The organism is Streptomyces sp. NPDC003038, assembly GCF_040611115.1.
Lineage (GTDB): Bacteria > Actinomycetota > Actinomycetes > Streptomycetales > Streptomycetaceae > Streptomyces.
Map to the genome: position 1 here is coordinate 160,254 of NZ_JBEXNN010000008.1, position 15,581 is coordinate 175,834.

At 70.8% G+C, this 15,581-nt stretch carries 15 protein-coding genes; 9 read left to right on the forward strand and 6 right to left on the reverse strand.

Translation table 11 applies throughout. The annotated features are described in order from the left end of the window. The first annotated feature begins 11 nt into the window (after positions 1-11). Complete coding sequence (locus ABZX75_RS13300; protein ID WP_355410259.1) at positions 12-635, forward strand: hypothetical protein; 624 nt, start codon at positions 12-14, stop codon at positions 633-635. On the opposite strand, the gene ABZX75_RS13305 is transcribed toward ABZX75_RS13300, so the two are convergent. Further along, positions 625-1,854 (reverse strand): methyltransferase domain-containing protein, encoded by a 1,230-nt coding sequence (locus tag ABZX75_RS13305; protein ID WP_355410260.1) that lies wholly within the window; start codon positions 1,852-1,854, stop codon positions 625-627. The genes ABZX75_RS13300 and ABZX75_RS13305 overlap by 11 nt on opposite strands. A gap of 132 nt (positions 1,855-1,986) precedes the next feature. Between ABZX75_RS13305 and ABZX75_RS13310 the strand changes: the two genes are divergently transcribed. Then, positions 1,987-2,952 (forward strand): polysaccharide deacetylase family protein, encoded by a 966-nt coding sequence (locus tag ABZX75_RS13310; protein ID WP_355410261.1) that lies wholly within the window; start codon positions 1,987-1,989, stop codon positions 2,950-2,952. After that, positions 2,949-3,857 (forward strand): polysaccharide deacetylase family protein, encoded by a 909-nt coding sequence (locus tag ABZX75_RS13315; RefSeq protein ID WP_355410262.1) that lies wholly within the window; start codon positions 2,949-2,951, stop codon positions 3,855-3,857. The genes ABZX75_RS13310 and ABZX75_RS13315 overlap by 4 nt, the downstream gene beginning before the upstream one ends. Here ABZX75_RS13315 and ABZX75_RS13320 read toward each other — a convergent pair. Next, positions 3,848-5,185 (reverse strand): FtsW/RodA/SpoVE family cell cycle protein, encoded by a 1,338-nt coding sequence (locus tag ABZX75_RS13320; RefSeq protein WP_355410369.1) that lies wholly within the window; start codon positions 5,183-5,185, stop codon positions 3,848-3,850. The two genes, ABZX75_RS13315 and ABZX75_RS13320, sit on opposite strands and share 10 nt — an antisense overlap. A 541-nt stretch (positions 5,186-5,726) precedes the next feature. Between ABZX75_RS13320 and groES the strand changes: the two genes are divergently transcribed. Together groES and groL are read left to right on the forward strand one after the other, a co-directional pair. After that, positions 5,727-6,035, forward strand: a complete 309-nt coding sequence (gene groES / locus ABZX75_RS13325) for a co-chaperone GroES (protein ID WP_266934835.1) — start codon at positions 5,727-5,729, stop codon at positions 6,033-6,035. A 136-nt stretch (positions 6,036-6,171) separates the two neighbouring features. Beyond that, on the forward strand, positions 6,172-7,794 hold the full coding sequence (groL, locus tag ABZX75_RS13330) for a chaperonin GroEL (protein ID WP_355410263.1): 1,623 nt from the start codon (positions 6,172-6,174) through the stop codon (positions 7,792-7,794). Positions 7,795-7,882: 88 nt separating this feature from the next. On the opposite strand, the gene ABZX75_RS13335 is transcribed toward groL, so the two are convergent. The 3 genes from ABZX75_RS13335 to ABZX75_RS13345 all read right to left on the reverse strand — a co-directional run bounded on the left by ABZX75_RS13335 (position 7,883) and on the right by ABZX75_RS13345 (position 10,133). Continuing rightward, positions 7,883-8,581 carry an ester cyclase gene (locus tag ABZX75_RS13335; protein WP_355410264.1) on the reverse strand — a complete coding sequence of 233 codons (699 nt, stop codon included), beginning with the start codon at positions 8,579-8,581 and terminating at the stop codon, positions 7,883-7,885. Positions 8,582-8,653: 72 nt separating this feature from the next. Further along, complete coding sequence (locus ABZX75_RS13340) at positions 8,654-9,427, reverse strand: SDR family oxidoreductase (RefSeq protein ID WP_355410265.1); 774 nt, start codon at positions 9,425-9,427, stop codon at positions 8,654-8,656. Between the two features lie 25 nt (positions 9,428-9,452). Further along, entirely contained in the window at positions 9,453-10,133 is a 681-nt protein-coding gene (locus ABZX75_RS13345) for an MOSC domain-containing protein (RefSeq protein WP_355410370.1), read from the reverse strand. A 90-nt stretch (positions 10,134-10,223) separates the two neighbouring features. Here ABZX75_RS13345 and ABZX75_RS13350 point away from each other — a divergent pair, with 90 nt between their 5' ends. Continuing rightward, positions 10,224-11,132, forward strand: coding sequence for a LysR family transcriptional regulator (locus ABZX75_RS13350; protein ID WP_355410266.1), 909 nt, complete (start codon positions 10,224-10,226; stop codon positions 11,130-11,132). A gap of 148 nt (positions 11,133-11,280) precedes the next feature. Here ABZX75_RS13350 and ABZX75_RS13355 read toward each other — a convergent pair whose 3' ends face one another. After that, the gene (locus tag ABZX75_RS13355) at positions 11,281-11,652 is read right to left on the reverse strand and encodes a WhiB family transcriptional regulator (RefSeq protein WP_355410267.1); all 372 of its coding nucleotides are present in this window, start codon (positions 11,650-11,652) and stop codon (positions 11,281-11,283) included. Between the two features lie 379 nt (positions 11,653-12,031). On the opposite strand from ABZX75_RS13355, the gene ABZX75_RS13360 reads away from it, so the two are divergent. The 3 genes from ABZX75_RS13360 (at position 12,032) to guaB (ending at position 15,391) form a co-directional block, all read left to right on the forward strand. Continuing rightward, positions 12,032-12,643 carry a response regulator transcription factor gene (locus ABZX75_RS13360; RefSeq protein WP_003948568.1) on the forward strand — a complete coding sequence of 204 codons (612 nt, stop codon included), beginning with the start codon at positions 12,032-12,034 and terminating at the stop codon, positions 12,641-12,643. Positions 12,644-13,056: 413 nt separating this feature from the next. Beyond that, positions 13,057-13,728, forward strand: a complete 672-nt coding sequence (locus ABZX75_RS13365; protein ID WP_355410268.1) for a sigma-70 family RNA polymerase sigma factor — start codon at positions 13,057-13,059, stop codon at positions 13,726-13,728. Between the two features lie 154 nt (positions 13,729-13,882). Continuing rightward, the gene (gene guaB / locus ABZX75_RS13370; protein ID WP_355410269.1) at positions 13,883-15,391 is read left to right on the forward strand and encodes an IMP dehydrogenase; all 1,509 of its coding nucleotides are present in this window, start codon (positions 13,883-13,885) and stop codon (positions 15,389-15,391) included. Positions 15,392-15,581 lie beyond the last annotated feature (190 nt).

A 15,581-nucleotide genomic window follows, 5' to 3' on the forward strand; every position in this document is an offset into this window, starting at 1 on the left:
TGGTCATGTCCATGCCTCGCCGTGACCTGCCGCCCCCGCCGCCTCCCGCGCATGTGCGCGCCTGGCTGGACGAGGCGGCGCTACGGGCCGACCGCGCCCGGTTCCTGCGGGAGCTGGGCCGACGCGATCTGGGCCCGGGGCGGTTGCTGCTGCTCTGGGCCGTCTCGGCGGTCTTCGCCCTCGGCTGGTCCTTCGTCGGCATGGCGCTGATGGCCGTCGAGCAGGGCGGCGGCCTCTCCGTGTACGCCCTCGGCCTCGTCTTCGCCGTACTCGGCGCGGGCGTGCTGGTCCCGGCCGGATTCTGGTTCGCCTGGGGCGCCCGCCGGGACCGCCAGGTGCGCCGGCTGCTGTGGGCGTGGGCCGAGGCGGACCGGGACCCGGCGGCCGACCGCCGGGTGCGCGCGCCCGGGCGGAGCCTGGCCTGGCTGCTCGCCTCCTACGGGCTGGGCGCGGCCGGGCTGTGGGTGAGCTTCGGGGTCGCGGGGTCGGCCCGGCCGGGCGAGGAGACGTACGGCGAAGTCGCGTACTGCATGGGCCTCGCCCTGATCCTGTGGATCACCGGACTGCTGGGTGCCGGCAAGGCGGGGGCGCACTACCGGTGGGCGGTGCGCGCCTTCCGCGGGCCTACGGCGTAACGGCCGGAGCGGCCGGCGCGGGCGCGGGGGCCTGCGTGGGGGTGGCGGGTGAGCCGATCAGCATCGACGGAGCCCCCGCCACCCGGGTCAGGAACACCGTCGCCGCATGCGGCCCCTGCGGCTTGACCTTCTTGCGCAGCTCCTCCGGCTCGATCGCGGAGCCGCGCTTCTTCACGGTCAGGATGCCGACACCGCGTTCGCGCAGCAGCGCCTTCAGCTTCTTGAGCCCGAACGGCAGCACGTCGGTGATCTCGTACGCGGTCGCGTACGGCGTCGCGCGCAGCTCGTCGGCGGTGATGTAGGCGATGGTCGGGTCGATCAGCCGGCCGCCCAGCCGCTCGGCCACCTCGGCGACGAGGTGGGCGCGGATGACGGCGCCGTCGGGCTCGTAGAGGTAGCGGCCGACCGGCCCGGCCTGCGGGTCGGGCAGGGGATCGGCGGTGTGCAGGGCGCGCGGACCGGGCAGCAGGGTGGCGCGGACCGTCCCCGGCGAGGTCCCGAACCAGAGCACGGCCTCCTTGACGTCCCCGTGGTCGGAGACCCACTCGGCCTCGGCCTCCGCGGGCACGGCCTCGTGCGGGATGCCCGGGGCGATCTTGATGGCGGCGTGCGGCGCCGTACGGGCGGTCCCGACGGCCCAGGACAGCGGCGGCGAGTACGACTCCGGGTCGAAGACGCGCCCGCGCCCGCCCCGCCGGGCCGGGTCGATGAAGACGGCGTCGTACGCGGAGACGTCCACCTGCGTCACATCCGCCTCCCGGACCTCGATCAGGTCCGCCAGCCCCAGCGCCTCGGCGTTGGCCCGCGCCACGGCGACGGTCAGCGGGTCGTGGTCCACCGCCAGAACCCGGATGCCGAGCCGCGCCAGGGCGAGGGCGTCCCCGCCGATGCCGCAGCACAGGTCGGCGAGGCTGCGAACGCCGAGGGCCGCGAGCCGCTCCGCGCGGTACGAGGCCACGGACGCGCGGGTGGCCATCTCGCCGCCGCCGGGCGTGAAGTACATCCGGAACGCGTCCTCGGCACCGAACTTCGCCACCGCGCGCTGCCTCAGGCGGGCCTGCCCGAGCGCGGCGGAGACCAGGCCGGCGGGGTGCTCGCGGCGCAGCCGGGTGGCGACGGCGATCTCCTGGGCGGGGTCGTAGTCGCGGAGCGAGTCGAGGAGGGCGTGGCCCTCGGGGGTGAGGAGGGCGGCGAAGTCTTCGGGGGTCACGGGGTCCATTGTCGGCGACGGGCGGGCGGGGCGCGTGGTGCGGGCGGGCCCGGGCTGGTGTGGGCCAGTGGAGGGAAGGTGGGCGTCCGCTCGCGGTGTCGTCCGGGGTGCGGGGCGTGTCCGGTGCCAGGATCCGCAGCTATGCAGCTAGTACGACAAAAGGAAGATAAGGCGCAACACGGTCACCGGTACGCGGCACGCCCGCACGGCCGGTTCGGGGTGACAGGAGCGGCGCTGGCCGCACTGCTGGTCGCGGCCCTCGGCACGGCGTGCGGTTCCGCGGAATCCGGAGCACCGGACAAGGCCGAGAAGGCGAAGGCCGGCAAGGCCACGGAGGCGGCGGGCGCGGCCGGCGCGCCCCGCACCAAGGCGGAGCGGCTCAAGGCGGCCCAGCAGGCCCGCATCATCGCCGCGAAGAAGTGGGGCCTGGCCAAACCGCCGCTCACCGCCCCGCCGGCGCCGAAGGAGAAGCCCGAGATCACCACCCGGGAGGGCTTCGAGGTGGAGGACGGCGAGAACCTGCCCCCCGTCTTCACCACCGTCCCCACGGAGGACAAGGTCGTCTTCCTGACGATCGACGACGGCGCGGAGAAGGACCCCGAGTTCCTGAAGATGATGCAGGAACTGCAGTTGCCGTACACGGCGTTCCTCAGCGACTACATCGTGCGCGACAACTACGCCTACTTCAAGAAGATGCAGGCGGCGGGCGTCACCCTGAACAACCACACGCTCAACCACCGCTACATGCCGGCGCTGTCGTACGAGAAGCAGCGCCAGGAGATCTGCGGCCAGCAGGACATGATGCAGAAGCAGTTCGGCAAGCGGCCGACGCTCTTCCGGCCGCCGTACGGGAACTACAACGAGGACACGCTGCGCGCGGCGAAGTCCTGCGGGATCAAGGCGGCTCCGCTGTGGAACGCCGAGGCGTTCCCGAACCGGATGGACTACCGCGAGTGGGACCGCGACCTGCACCCCGGTGACATCATCCTCACGCACTTCCGGGGACGGGAGGACTGGAAGGGCACGATGCCTGACATGATCCGTCATGTCATGAAGACCGTCACGGACAAGGGGTACGCCGTGGCCCGCCTGGAGGACTATCTGTGAAGCACGCGCGCCGGTTGGTAGCCGGAACGCTGGCCGCCGGCGCGCTCGCGCTGTCCCTGACGGGATGCGGGGACAGCGTGGACCCCATCGAACGGCTGGGTCGCGAGGCGACGCGGGAGACACCGGACGCAGCCGCCTCACCTCCGGTGCCGCCGGCGCCTTCGGCGGCCGGGGGCGGCGCGGAGGGGAGCGCGGAGGCCGGCGGCGCGTCGGGCGAGGCGTACAGGAAGTGGGGCCTGTCGGCCCCCGTCCAGTACGCCCCCAAGCCCGCCCACAAGCCCCAACTCCCGCAGGCGGCCCCGGGCAAAGTCCCGGTCGTGGACCGAATACCCGTCCCGGCCGGGGAGAAGACCGTCTTCCTGACCTTCGACGACGGCGCGGAGAAGGACCCCGAGTTCCTGCGGATGGCGGCCGACCTCAAGCTGCCGATCAGCATGTTCCTGACCGACAGCGTGGCCTCGTCGGACTACGGGCACTTCGAGAAGCTCCGCGACAACGGCTCGGCGAGCACGATAAACAACCACACGCTGACGCACCCGAACCTCCGGACCCTGCCCTTCGCGGCGCAGAAGAAGGAGATATGCGGCCAGCAGGACCGGCTGGAGAAGCGCTTCGGCCACCGGCCGCCACTCTTCCGCCCGCCCTTCGGCAACTACAACGACGACACCCTCCGGGCCGCCTCGGAGTGCGGAGTCTCGTCCCTGGTCCTGTGGCGCGTGTCGATGCAGATCAACGACTTCCAGTACGCCGACGGCTCCGCCCTCCGGCCGGGCGACATCATCCTGGCCCACTTCCGCGGCCGGGCCGAGCTCAAGGGCTCGACGGAGGTCCAGATGACCACCCGCATGCTCCAGAAGATCCAGGAACAGGGATACCGGGTGGGCCGGCTGGAGGATTACCTGTAGGGGATGGGCGGGCGGGCTCGGTCTGCCGGGTCATGGGTGTCCGCCTCGCGCTGGCGTTCCGCGCTGTCGCTGATGCGCAGGAGCAGGGCGATCATGATCCAGTTGGCCAGGAGTGACGAGCCGCCCTTCGCGAGGAAGGGCAGCGCCTTGCCGGTCAGGGGGATCAGGCCCGTCACGCCTCCCGCGACCACGAAGACCTGGAGGGCCAGGGCCGCGCTGAGGCCCACCGCCAGGAGTTTGCCGAACGGGTCGCGGGCGCCGAGTGCCATGCGCAGCCCCCGCTGCACGAGGAGTGCGTAGAGGATCAGGACGGCCATGACGCCGGCCAGGCCCAGTTCCTCGCCCACCGTGGTGAGGATGAAGTCGCTGCGGCCCGCGAACTTGATCAGCTCCGGGTGGCCCATGCCGAGGCCGGTGCCCGACATTCCGCCCGTGCCGAAGCTGAACAGCGCCTGCGCGGACTGGTCCGAGGTCACCCCGGCGGGAGGGTTCGGCCAGTAGACGGACAGCGGCTCCAGCCAGGCGGCCACACGCGCCTTGACGTGCGGTTCCGTAGAGCCGACCGCGTAGGCGCCCACCGCCGCCATGAGCAGGCCGCACACGATCCAGCTGGTGCGCTCGGTGGCGACGTAGAGCATCACCACGAAAACACCGAAGAAGATCAGCGAGGTGCCGAGGTCGCGCTCGAAGACCAGCACCAGCATCGAGACGATCCACACGGTGACGATGGGGCCGAGCTGGCGCATGGGCGGCAGCCGCATGCCCAGGAACTTGCGGCCCGTCAGCGCCAGCGAGTCCCGGTGGACGACCAGATAGCCGGCGAAGAAGACCGCGATCGCGATCTTCACGAACTCGCCGGGCTGGAGCGAGAAGCCGAAGAGGATGATCCAGCGCTTCGCGCCGTACGTGTCCGCCCGGGAGAACGCCGGCGCGATGAGCAGCACCAGCGCGACGGCCATCGTGATGTAGATGAACCGTTGCAGCAGCCGGTGATCGCGCAGCAGCGCCAGCACCAGCAGGCAGGCGGCGACCCCGACCACCGTCCACATCAGCTGCCCCGGCGCGTTCGCGTCCGAGCCGTACCGCTCGATGTACCCCTGGTCGAGACGGTGCAGCAGGACCAGCCCCAGCCCGGTCAGCAGCATGGCGAGGGGGAGGATCAGCGGGTCCGCGCGGGCGGCGAAGCGGCGTACGCCCAAGTGCCCCACCAGTGACAGCAGCGTCAGGCTGATCGCGAATCCGGTGAGGTCGGGCGGCAGCTCGCCGTTCATCCCGAGCCCCGCGCCCGCGTGGCCGAATACGGCGATGGCGACGACGAAGGCCAGCATCAGCGCCTCGGTGCGGCGCCGCGAGCCCGCCGAGGTCAGGGGCGTCAGTCCGCGCACGGGACGCCGCCACCGTCCGTGGGGGCGGGGAAGGGCGCAGCCGGTGGGGGCGCCGGAGGTGCGTCCGGTGATGAGGAAGCGACGCCCGGTGCGATCGGGCTTGCGGAAGCCCTGGGTCCGATCTGCTCGGCAATGAGGCGCTTTATCTTCATATCGACTACGACGTCGAGGTCCCGCCCCTGGTTCCTGCCGGCCCGCTTCGGGCCGCCGCCGCACCCGGCGGGAGGAATGATCCCGAACCGCGGTGAACCCGGGAAGGCGCCCGGGATTCACGGGCTCGGGGCCCGCTCCGCGCAACGCCCGAGTGCCGAAAATTGGCACTCCGCTTGACCGAGTGCTAATCGCCGGAATAGTCTCGCACCTGGCACTCGCCCCTGGTGAGTGCCAACACAGCGACAGGCAGATCCGGCACCCGCGACGACGGATCGACCTGGTCGCCACCTCAGACAGTTAACCCCGCATCTCCGAAGGGGGAGGTCGGATCGTGACGACCGCCAGCTCCAAGGTTGCCATCAAGCCGCTCGAGGACCGCATTGTGGTCCAGCCGCTCGACGCCGAGCAGACCACGGCCTCTGGCCTGGTCATCCCGGACACCGCGAAGGAGAAGCCCCAGGAGGGCGTCGTCCTCGCGGTGGGCCCGGGTCGCTTCGAGGACGGCCAGCGTCTCCCGCTGGACGTCAGCGTCGGCGACGTCGTGCTGTACAGCAAGTACGGCGGCACCGAAGTGAAGTACAGCGGCGAGGAGTACCTCGTCCTCTCGGCTCGCGACGTGCTCGCGATCGTCGAGAAGTAATTCGCTTCCAGATTTGATTTGAGCTGCGCCCCTGGTCACCCTGCTGATGCCGGGCGGCGAGGGGCGTAGTTCGTTCTAGGCGGTGGAGGTCGCGGTGAGCGGCCGAGGATCGCAACGAGAGGACTGAACCGCTCCCATGCCGAAGATCCTGAAGTTCGACGAGGACGCCCGTCGCGCCCTCGAGCGCGGCGTCAACAAGCTTGCCGACACGGTGAAGGTGACGATCGGCCCCAAGGGCCGCAACGTCGTCATCGACAAGAAGTTCGGTGCGCCGACCATCACCAACGACGGTGTCACCATCGCTCGCGAAGTCGAGCTGGACGACCCGTACGAGAACCTCGGCGCGCAGCTCGTGAAGGAGGTGGCGACCAAGACCAACGACATCGCGGGTGACGGCACCACCACCGCCACCGTGCTGGCCCAGGCGCTGGTTCGCGAGGGTCTGCGCAACGTCGCCGCGGGCGCTTCCCCGGCGGCCCTGAAGAAGGGCATCGACGCGGCCGTCAAGGCCGTCTCCGAGGAGCTCCTCGCGACCGCCCGTCCGATCGAGGACAAGTCCGACATCGCCGCCGTGGCCGCGCTCTCCGCGCAGGACCAGCAGGTCGGCGAGCTCATCGCCGAGGCGATGGACAAGGTCGGCAAGGACGGTGTCATCACCGTCGAGGAGTCCAACACCTTCGGCCTGGAGCTGGAGTTCACCGAGGGCATGGCCTTCGACAAGGGCTACCTCTCGCCGTACATGGTCTCCGACCAGGAGCGTATGGAGGCCATCCTCGATGACCCGTACATCCTGATCCACCAGGGCAAGATCTCCTCCATCCAGGACCTCCTGCCGCTGCTGGAGAAGGTCATTCAGGCGGGCGCCTCCAAGCCGCTGCTGATCATCGCCGAGGACGTCGAGGGCGAGGCGCTCTCCACCCTCGTCGTCAACAAGATCCGCGGCACCTTCAACGCGGTGGCCGTCAAGGCCCCGGGCTTCGGCGACCGCCGCAAGGCCATGCTCCAGGACGTCGCCACCCTCACGGGTGCGACCGTCATCGCCGAGGAGGTCGGCCTCAAGCTCGACCAGGCCGGTCTGGACGTCCTGGGCTCCGCCCGCCGCGTCACGATCTCCAAGGACGACACGACCATCGTCGACGGTGGCGGCAGCCACGAGGAAGTCGTCGGCCGTGTCAACCAGATCAAGGCCGAGATCGAGTCCACGGACTCGGACTGGGACCGCGAGAAGCTGCAGGAGCGCCTGGCGAAGCTCGCCGGCGGCGTCTGCGTCATCAAGGTCGGCGCCGCCACCGAGGTGGAGCTCAAGGAGAAGAAGCACCGCCTTGAGGACGCCATCTCGGCGACCCGCGCCGCGGTCGAGGAGGGCATCGTCTCCGGCGGTGGCTCCGCGCTCGTCCACGCCGTCAAGGTCCTCTCGGACAACCTGGGCCTGACCGGCGACGAGGCCACCGGTGTCGCGGTCGTGCGCCGCGCCGCGGTCGAGCCGCTGCGCTGGATCGCCGAGAACGCCGGCCTCGAGGGTTACGTCATCACCTCGAAGGTCGCCGAGCTCGACAAGGGCCAGGGCTTCAACGCCGCCACCGGCGAGTACGGCGACCTGGTCAAGGCCGGCGTCATCGACCCGGTCAAGGTCACCCGTTCCGCGCTGGAGAACGCCGCCTCCATCGCCTCCCTGCTGCTCACGACCGAGACCCTGGTCGTCGAGAAGCCGGCGGAGGACGAGGGCGACGCCGGTCACGGCCACGGCCACAGCCACTGACGCTGTCGCTCGTACACGAGAGGCCCCCGTCCCGCCGTTTCGTACGGCGGGACGGGGGCCTTCCCGTTGGTCGCGAGGCGGTGCGCGCTCAGCCCTCCATCAGGCCCAGCTGCCGCATCATGCTCATGATGTCGTAGTGCCACCAGCCCTCGGCGATCATGCCGTCCTTGCAGCGGAAGGTCGTCGAGCCGGTCGCACTGACCTTCTTGCCGGTCGGCGCCAGGCCCATGAACTCACCTGTGTGCGTGGCGTTCCAGGTCCACAAGGTGGTGACGAAGTCGCCTTCGGCGAGTTGGTGGTCCTTGGTGAAGGTCATGTCGAAAGCGGACCGCCACATGTCGAGGTCCGCCATCAGACCGTCGATCCCTTGCGCGTCGGGGTCGGCCTTGAAGATGTCGTGGTCGACGTAGTCGGGGGTGAAGATCTCCTCGGCGATGGAACGGTCCCCCGTGACGGCCAACTCGTCGAACATCCGGTCCACAACCAGCTTGTTGAGGTTCTCGTCGCGGACCACGTCGAGGTTGGTGAAGGTGGGCATCCCCTCGCACAGCGCCACCATCTCCTGGAACATCCTGTCCGTCTCCGGGAGATGAGAGTTCTTCATGGCGTCGTCGTACGAGGGGAATTCGACCACGTCCACGTAGTGGTTCTCTGCCTCGCGGTCCTTGCCCACGATGCTGTGGGTGACCGTGCGCTTGCCCTGGCTCTGCGAGACGTACCGGTCCAGCAGCTGGTTGAGGTCGTCCTGCCGACTGGTCTTGTAATCGATTATCTGTACGAATGTCATGACGCCTCCCGGGTGGATGGGACATGTCCAGTCTAGGAAGATTTCACCCGTTCGGCCGGTTTTACCGGCGAGTTACTGGGGCCCGTACTTGCGCCCCGTACGCGAGGTCACGCCACCCAGCAGCGCGCGCGGCGTCAGCTTCACCACGCCCATCAGCGCCTTGTACCGCGGGTCCGGAACCGACACCGTCTTGCCCCGCGCCAGGTCGGCCAGGGCCGCGGCGACCAGCTTGTCGGCGTCCAGCCACATCCAGCCGGGGATGTTGTCCGTCCCCATGCCGGCGCGCTCGTGGAACTCCGTCCGTACGAAGCCCGGGCACAGCGCCATCAGCCGTACCCCCGACCCCGCCAGGTCCTTCGCCGCGCCCTGGGTGAACTGCACGACCCACGCCTTGCTCGCCCCGTACGTGCCGCGCGGCACGAAGGCCGCCACCGAGGCCACATTGATCACGCCGCCGCGGCCGCGCGAGCGCATGGACTCGGCCGCGGCCGAGGTCAGCCGCAGGACCGCCTCGACGTGCACCTTCAGCATGGTGAGCTCGTCGGCCATGGGGACTTCGAGGTACCGGCCCTTGTTGCCGAAGCCCGCGTTGTTGACCAGCAGGTCCACCGGGTGCGTGCGGTCTCCCAGGCGCTGCTCGACCGCCGCGATGCCCTCCTCCGTGGAGAGGTCGGCGGCCAGCACCCCGGCCTCGATGCCGTGCCGGTCGTGCAGCTCGGTGGCCTGCTCGCCGAGGCGCTTGTGGTCGCGCGCCACCAGCACCAGGTTGTGGCCCTGGGCGGCGAGCCGCCGGGCGAAGGCGGCGCCGATGCCCGCCGTGGATCCCGTAATCAACGCAGTCGTCATAGGCGCAACCTAGCCTCCCGGGATGTCAGGTCAGCGCGTGCCCGTGCTGTCGCGCGTACGCCAGCGCCTTTTCCCGGACGTCCGGGGCCAGGGCCCGGCCCGCCGCCAGGACGCGGGGCAGCAGCGCGCGCTCCGTGGTCCAGGCACGGAACAGGAAGGCCGAGGTCACCTCGTGGTCCGGTCGGTGGGTGATCTCGATCCGGTCGCCGGGGGAGACCCGGCCCTCGCGGACCACCCGCAGATAGGCGCCCGGCCGCCCCTCCTGGGTGAACCGCTTGACCCAGCCCTTCTCGCCCAGCGCGCCCTGGAAGGTCCGGCACGGGATGCGGGTGGAGGAGACCTCCAGCTCCACCTCGGAGCCCACCTGCCAGCGCTCGCCCAGCAGTGCGCCGCTGAGGTCGATGCCGCTGGTGGTGAGGTTCTCGCCGAACAGGCCGGGCGGCAGCGCGCGGCCCAGCTCGCGCTCCCACCAGTCGAGGTCCTCGCGGGCGTACGCGTAGACGGCCTGGTGGTCACCCCCGTGATGGCGGCGGTCGCACACGGCGTCGCCCTCCAGGCCGCTGCCGAGGCCGGTGGCCTTGAGGCCCGGGGCGAAGACGCGGACCGGCCCGGGGACCGGCAGCTTGCCGATGCCGGTGACCCCTCCCTCCGCGTCGGTGTAGTCGACGACCGTCGCGCGGCCGAGGTTCACGGAGACGAGATGCATAGGCGGCATGGGAGGACACGCTAGCCGAGCCTCCTCAAAGAGTCGCGGGGATATTCGCATCCCGGTCAAAGCGGCCCTTATGCTCGAAGGGTGATCGAGGCACGTCATCTCCGGGTTCTGCGCGCTGTCGCCGGGACCGGGTCCTTCTCCGCCGCCGCCCGCGAGCTGGGCTGCACGCAGCCGGCCGTCTCCCAGCAGATGAAGGCGCTGGAACAGTCGGCCGGCACCCCGCTGCTCATCCGTACCGGCCGCGAGATGCGGCTCACCCAAGCCGGCGAGGCCCTGGTCCGGCATGCCGCCGGGATCCTCGCCGGGCTGACCGCCGCCGAGGAGGAGGTCGCGGCCATCGCCGGCTTGCGCGCGGGCCGGGTCCGGCTGGTGTCCTTCCCCAGCGGCAGCTCCACCCTGGTGCCGACCGCGCTCGCGGCGATGCGCGCCGCGCACCCGGGCACCCGTATCTCGCTGGTCGAGGCCGAGCCCCCGCGCTCGGTGGAGATGCTGCGCGAGGGCGACTGCGACGTGGCGCTGGCCTTCCGCTACGGCGGGGACGGCGGCTCGCCGGGGACCGCCGCCGAGTGGGAGGACCTCGTGGTGCGCCCGCTGCTGACGGACCGGCTCGTCGGGCTGGTCCCCGAGGGGCACCGGCTGGCCGGAGCCGAGCGCGTGGGCATGGCGGAACTCGCCGACGAGCCCTGGATCGCGGGCTGCCCGCGCTGCCGCCGCCATCTGGTGGAGGTGTGCGAGGCCGCGGGCTTCACCCCGCGCATCGACTTCGCCACCGACGACTACCCGGCGGTGGTCGGCCTGGTCGGCGCGGGGCTGGGCGTCGCGGTACTGCCGGAGCTCGCGGTGGAGTCCGTACGGGCCAAGGGCGTGAGCACCGTGGCCGTGGAGCCGGCCGTCGAACGGGAGGTCGTGGCCCTGACCCTGCCCGACCTGGCCCGGGTGCCGGCCGTGGCGGCGACCCTGGCCGAGTTGGAGCGGGCCGCCACGCGCTGAGCCGGGGCTCCACCCGGCGGTGCCGGGGGGAGGTACGGCCGAACGCGTGACGCCCGATGCCCGTGGTGCGACACGCCCGGGCGGGTTGGTCCGTCAGTGAATCGAGGAAACGTTCCTTCAGGCGTTTTCCGATCCGGTCAGGATCCGGTCAGTGAGGTGCGACCGGTCCGATGGGTCCGACCGGGCCGACCGGGCCGACCGGGCCGACCGGTCCGATCGCGCTGGACGCGGGGATCAGGCGATGCCGGGCGCGACCCATCAGTTCCTCGCGCTCGTCCTCGGTGAGGCCGCCCCACACCCCGTAGGGCTCGCGGACGGCGAGTGCGTGCGCCGCGCATTCCGAACGCACCGGGCAACGCATGCAGACCTCTTTAGCCGAGGCCTCGCGCGCGCTCCTGGCCGCGCCCCGCTCGCCTTCCGGGTGGAAGAAGAGGGAGCTGTCGACCCCCCGGCAGGCAGCCAGCAGCTGCCAGTCCCAGAGGTCGGCGTTCGGTCCGGGGAGGCGGGAGAAATCTGCCATTGGTAGTCCTCTTGGTGCCGGTACTGAGGCGGATACGGTCCATGTCTCCACACCTACTGTCCTAGTAGATGTAAATATGACTCATTCGGAATCTAGCCTCAGACACGTGCCAAACGGAAGGAAAGCCGCCAAATAGGGCATAGCTCCAGATGGAGGACGGATGGCTTGTGGCGCCTACGCCGTGTTCGCTTCCTCACGTAGAGTGCCGAAGGTGTCCGTCCGACCCGTAACTCTTTCGAGTGACCATCGTTGAGTGTGCGAAGGCGGTTGAACCAAGAAGTTCTCGGACGGGTGTCCGGGGGCATCGACCGCACAGGTGACGATACGTACCAGCCTGGAGGCTCAAGGTGACGCGCATCAGCAGCTGCGGAGGGCGGTCATGACATCCGTCCTCGTCTGCGACGACTCCCCGCTTGCCCGAGAGGCGCTCCGTCGCGCGGTTGCCACCGTGCCCGGCGTCGAGCGTGTGACGACGGCTGCCAACGGCGAGGAAGTCCTCCGCCGCTGGGGTGCCGACCGCTCCGACCTCATTCTCATGGATGTACGGATGCCCGGGCTCGGCGGTGTGGAGACGGTCCGACGGCTGCTCTCGGCCGACCCCGGGGCCCGCATCATCATGCTGACGGTCGCCGAGGACCTGGACGGCGTGGCCCTCGCGGTCGCCGCCGGTGCCCGGGGCTATCTGCACAAGGACGCCTCGCGCGCCGAACTGCGGGCCACGGTCACCCAGGCCCTCGCCGACCCGACCTGGCGACTGGCCCCGCGCCGGCTCCGCTCGGCCGAGATGGGCGCCGCGCCCACGCTCACCGCGCGCGAGATCCAGGTACTGGAGGGCATGAGTCACGGCCGGTCCAACGCGGAGATCGGGCGCGAGCTCTTCCTCTCCGAGGACACGGTCAAGACGCACGCCCGCAGGCTGTTCAAGAAGCTGGGCGCCTCCGACCGGGCCCACGCCGTGGCACTCGGGTTCCGCTGGGGCCTCGTCCGCTGACCTTCGGGCCACGGCCGTCCGCCGTCGGTCGCGGACCGCGCGGAGCGGTCCCGTCCGCCATCGGCGGGCGGGGCGGCACTCCCGGGACCACCGCTGGGGGTGCCCCCTGCTCGCGGGGTACCGCGTCCGGCCTGTCCGGCGGGCGCCTCCTCCGTCCTGCCGTACCCGGTGCGCGGCCGGGGGTTGGCGGGGCACAATCCGGGGGACGTGTCGCTTCGCGGGCGATGCCGCATCCTTGAGGGTGTGCCGCATCCTTGGAGGTGTGGAGTCCCCGGGGAATCCTCGGGGGCGATTCGGCCGAGCGGGAGGGGAGGGCGCAGACCATGAGTTCCGGCGCACCCGCTCATAACGCTTCGATGCACAACACGGGCCACGGTGCCACGGATGCAGCGGCGTCAAGGCACCATGGATCGATGCGCGACGACGAGGCCCTGGGGTCACCTGCGGCCACAGGCCCCACAGGCCCCACCGGCGCCGCCAAAGGCGGCAGCCGTGGCGGCAGTGGTGGCAGCGGTGGTCCCGGCGCCGGGCCCGTCAGCGCGCTCGTACGCCGCGCGGTGGAGGGTGACGAGCAGGCCACGCACGACCTGCTCGCCTTCGTGCACCCGCTGGCCATCCGCTACTGCCGCACCCGGCTCTCGCGGCTTCCCGGTGACGCTCGTCACTTCGTGGAGGACCTGGCGCAGGAGGTCTGCGTCGCCGTCCTGATGGCCTTGCCGCGCTACCGGGACACCGGGCGCCCCTTCGAGGCCTTCGTCTTCGCCATCGCCGCGCACAAGGTCGCGGACCTGCAGCGGGCCGCCATGAGGCATCCGGGCAGCACGGCGGTGCCGTCCGACGAGATGCCGGAGCGGCCCGACGACTCGCTGGGCCCGGAAGAGCGGGCGCTGCTCAGCAGCGACGCCGCCTGGGCCAAGAAGCTGCTGGCCAACCTGCCGGAGAACCAGCGCGAGCTCCTCGTCCTGCGGGTGGCGGTCGGGCTGACGGCGGAGGAGACCGGTCAGATGCTCGGAATGTCCCCCGGTGCGGTGCGGGTGGCCCAGCACCGGGCGCTCAGCCGGCTGCGGGCGCTCGCCGAGCAGTAGGGGCGCGGTGGCGGCGCCGTTAGGAGGCCGCGGTAGCAGGGTGTCGTCGTAGGAAGCGACGAAACTTTTCCCTGTCCTTAGTGGTGGAATGAGACGCTGCGGGATCCCGTTAGCATGGACATCCGCGCTGAGCAAGACCATTTGGGAAGGTGTCATGACTGACAGCGGTTCGACTGGAGTGCCCGACAAATTCGCCACGCTCGGACTGACCTACGACGACGTGCTGCTGCTGCCGGGCGCGTCGGACATGTCGCCGAATGCGATCGACACCTCCTCCCTCATCTCGCGGAACATCCGTGTGAACGTTCCGCTGCTGTCCGCCGCCATGGACAAGGTCACCGAGGCCCGCATGGCCATCGCGATGGCCCGTCAGGGCGGCGTCGGCGTGCTGCACCGCAATCTCTCCATCGCGGACCAGGCCAACCAGGTCGACCTGGTCAAGCGCTCCGAGTCCGGCATGGTCACCGACCCGATCACGGTGCACCCGGACGCGACGCTGGGCGAGGCGGACCAGCTGTGCGCGAAGTTCCGCATCTCCGGCGTTCCGGTCACCGACGCGGCGGGCAAGCTGCTCGGCATCGTCACCAACCGCGACATGGCCTTCGAGTCGGACCGCAGCCGCCAGGTGCGCGAGGTCATGACGCCGATGCCGCTGGTCACGGGCAAGGTCGGCATCTCCGGTGTGGACGCGATGGAGCTGCTGCGCCGCCACAAGATCGAGAAGCTTCCGCTGGTCGACGACGCGGGCATCCTCAAGGGCCTCATCACGGTCAAGGACTTCGTCAAGGCCGAGCAGTACCCGAACGCCGCCAAGGACAGGGAGGGCCGGCTGCTGGTCGGCGCCGCCGTCGGCGTCGCCGGTGACGCGTACGACCGCGCCCAGGCCCTGATCGAGGCGGGCGCCGACTTCATCGTCGTCGACACCGCCCACGGACACTCCCGGCTGGTCGGCGACATGGTCGCCAAGATCAAGTCGAACTCCACCGTCGACGTCATCGGCGGCAACGTCGCCACCCGCGACGGCGCCCAGGCGCTCATCGACGCCGGCTGCGACGGCATCAAGGTCGGCGTCGGGCCCGGCTCCATCTGCACCACCCGCGTGGTCGCCGGCATCGGCGTCCCGCAGGTCACCGCGATCTACGAGGCCGCACTCGCCGCGAAGGCCGCGGGCGTCCCGGTCATCGGCGACGGCGGCCTCCAGTACTCGGGCGACATCGCCAAGGCCCTGGTCGCGGGCGCCGACACGGTGATGCTCGGCTCGCTGCTCGCGGGCTGCGAGGAGTCTCCCGGCGAGCTGCTCTTCATCAACGGCAAGCAGTTCAAGTCGTACCGCGGCATGGGCTCGCTCGGCGCGATGCAGTCCCGTGGCGAGCAGCGCTCCTTCTCCAAGGACCGCTACTTCCAGGAGGGCGTGGGCGGCGACGACAAGCTCATCCCCGAGGGCATCGAGGGCCAGGTGCCCTACCGCGGTCCGCTCTCCGCGGTCGTGCACCAGCTCGTCGGCGGCCTGCGCCAGTCGATGTTCTACGTCGGCGGCCGCACGGTTCCCGAGCTGCAGGACCGGGGCCGCTTCGTCCGGATCACCTCGGCGGGCCTCAAGGAGAGCCACCCGCACGACATCCAGATGACGGTCGAGGCGCCGAATTACTCCCGCAAGGGCTGAGCGGACGGCGTAGCGCGGCGGTGAAGGGCGGGCCCGGACGAACCGGGCCCGCCCTTCCGCCGTACGGGTCCGCCCGTCCGCCGTCCGGGTGTGTTCCCGGTGCCCGCGACGGCCGCGCCGCGCGCGAGCGGCGTCCGTACAGCGGTCACCGGAACGCGGCCCCCCGGGGTTCGGGGATACTGGACGGGCA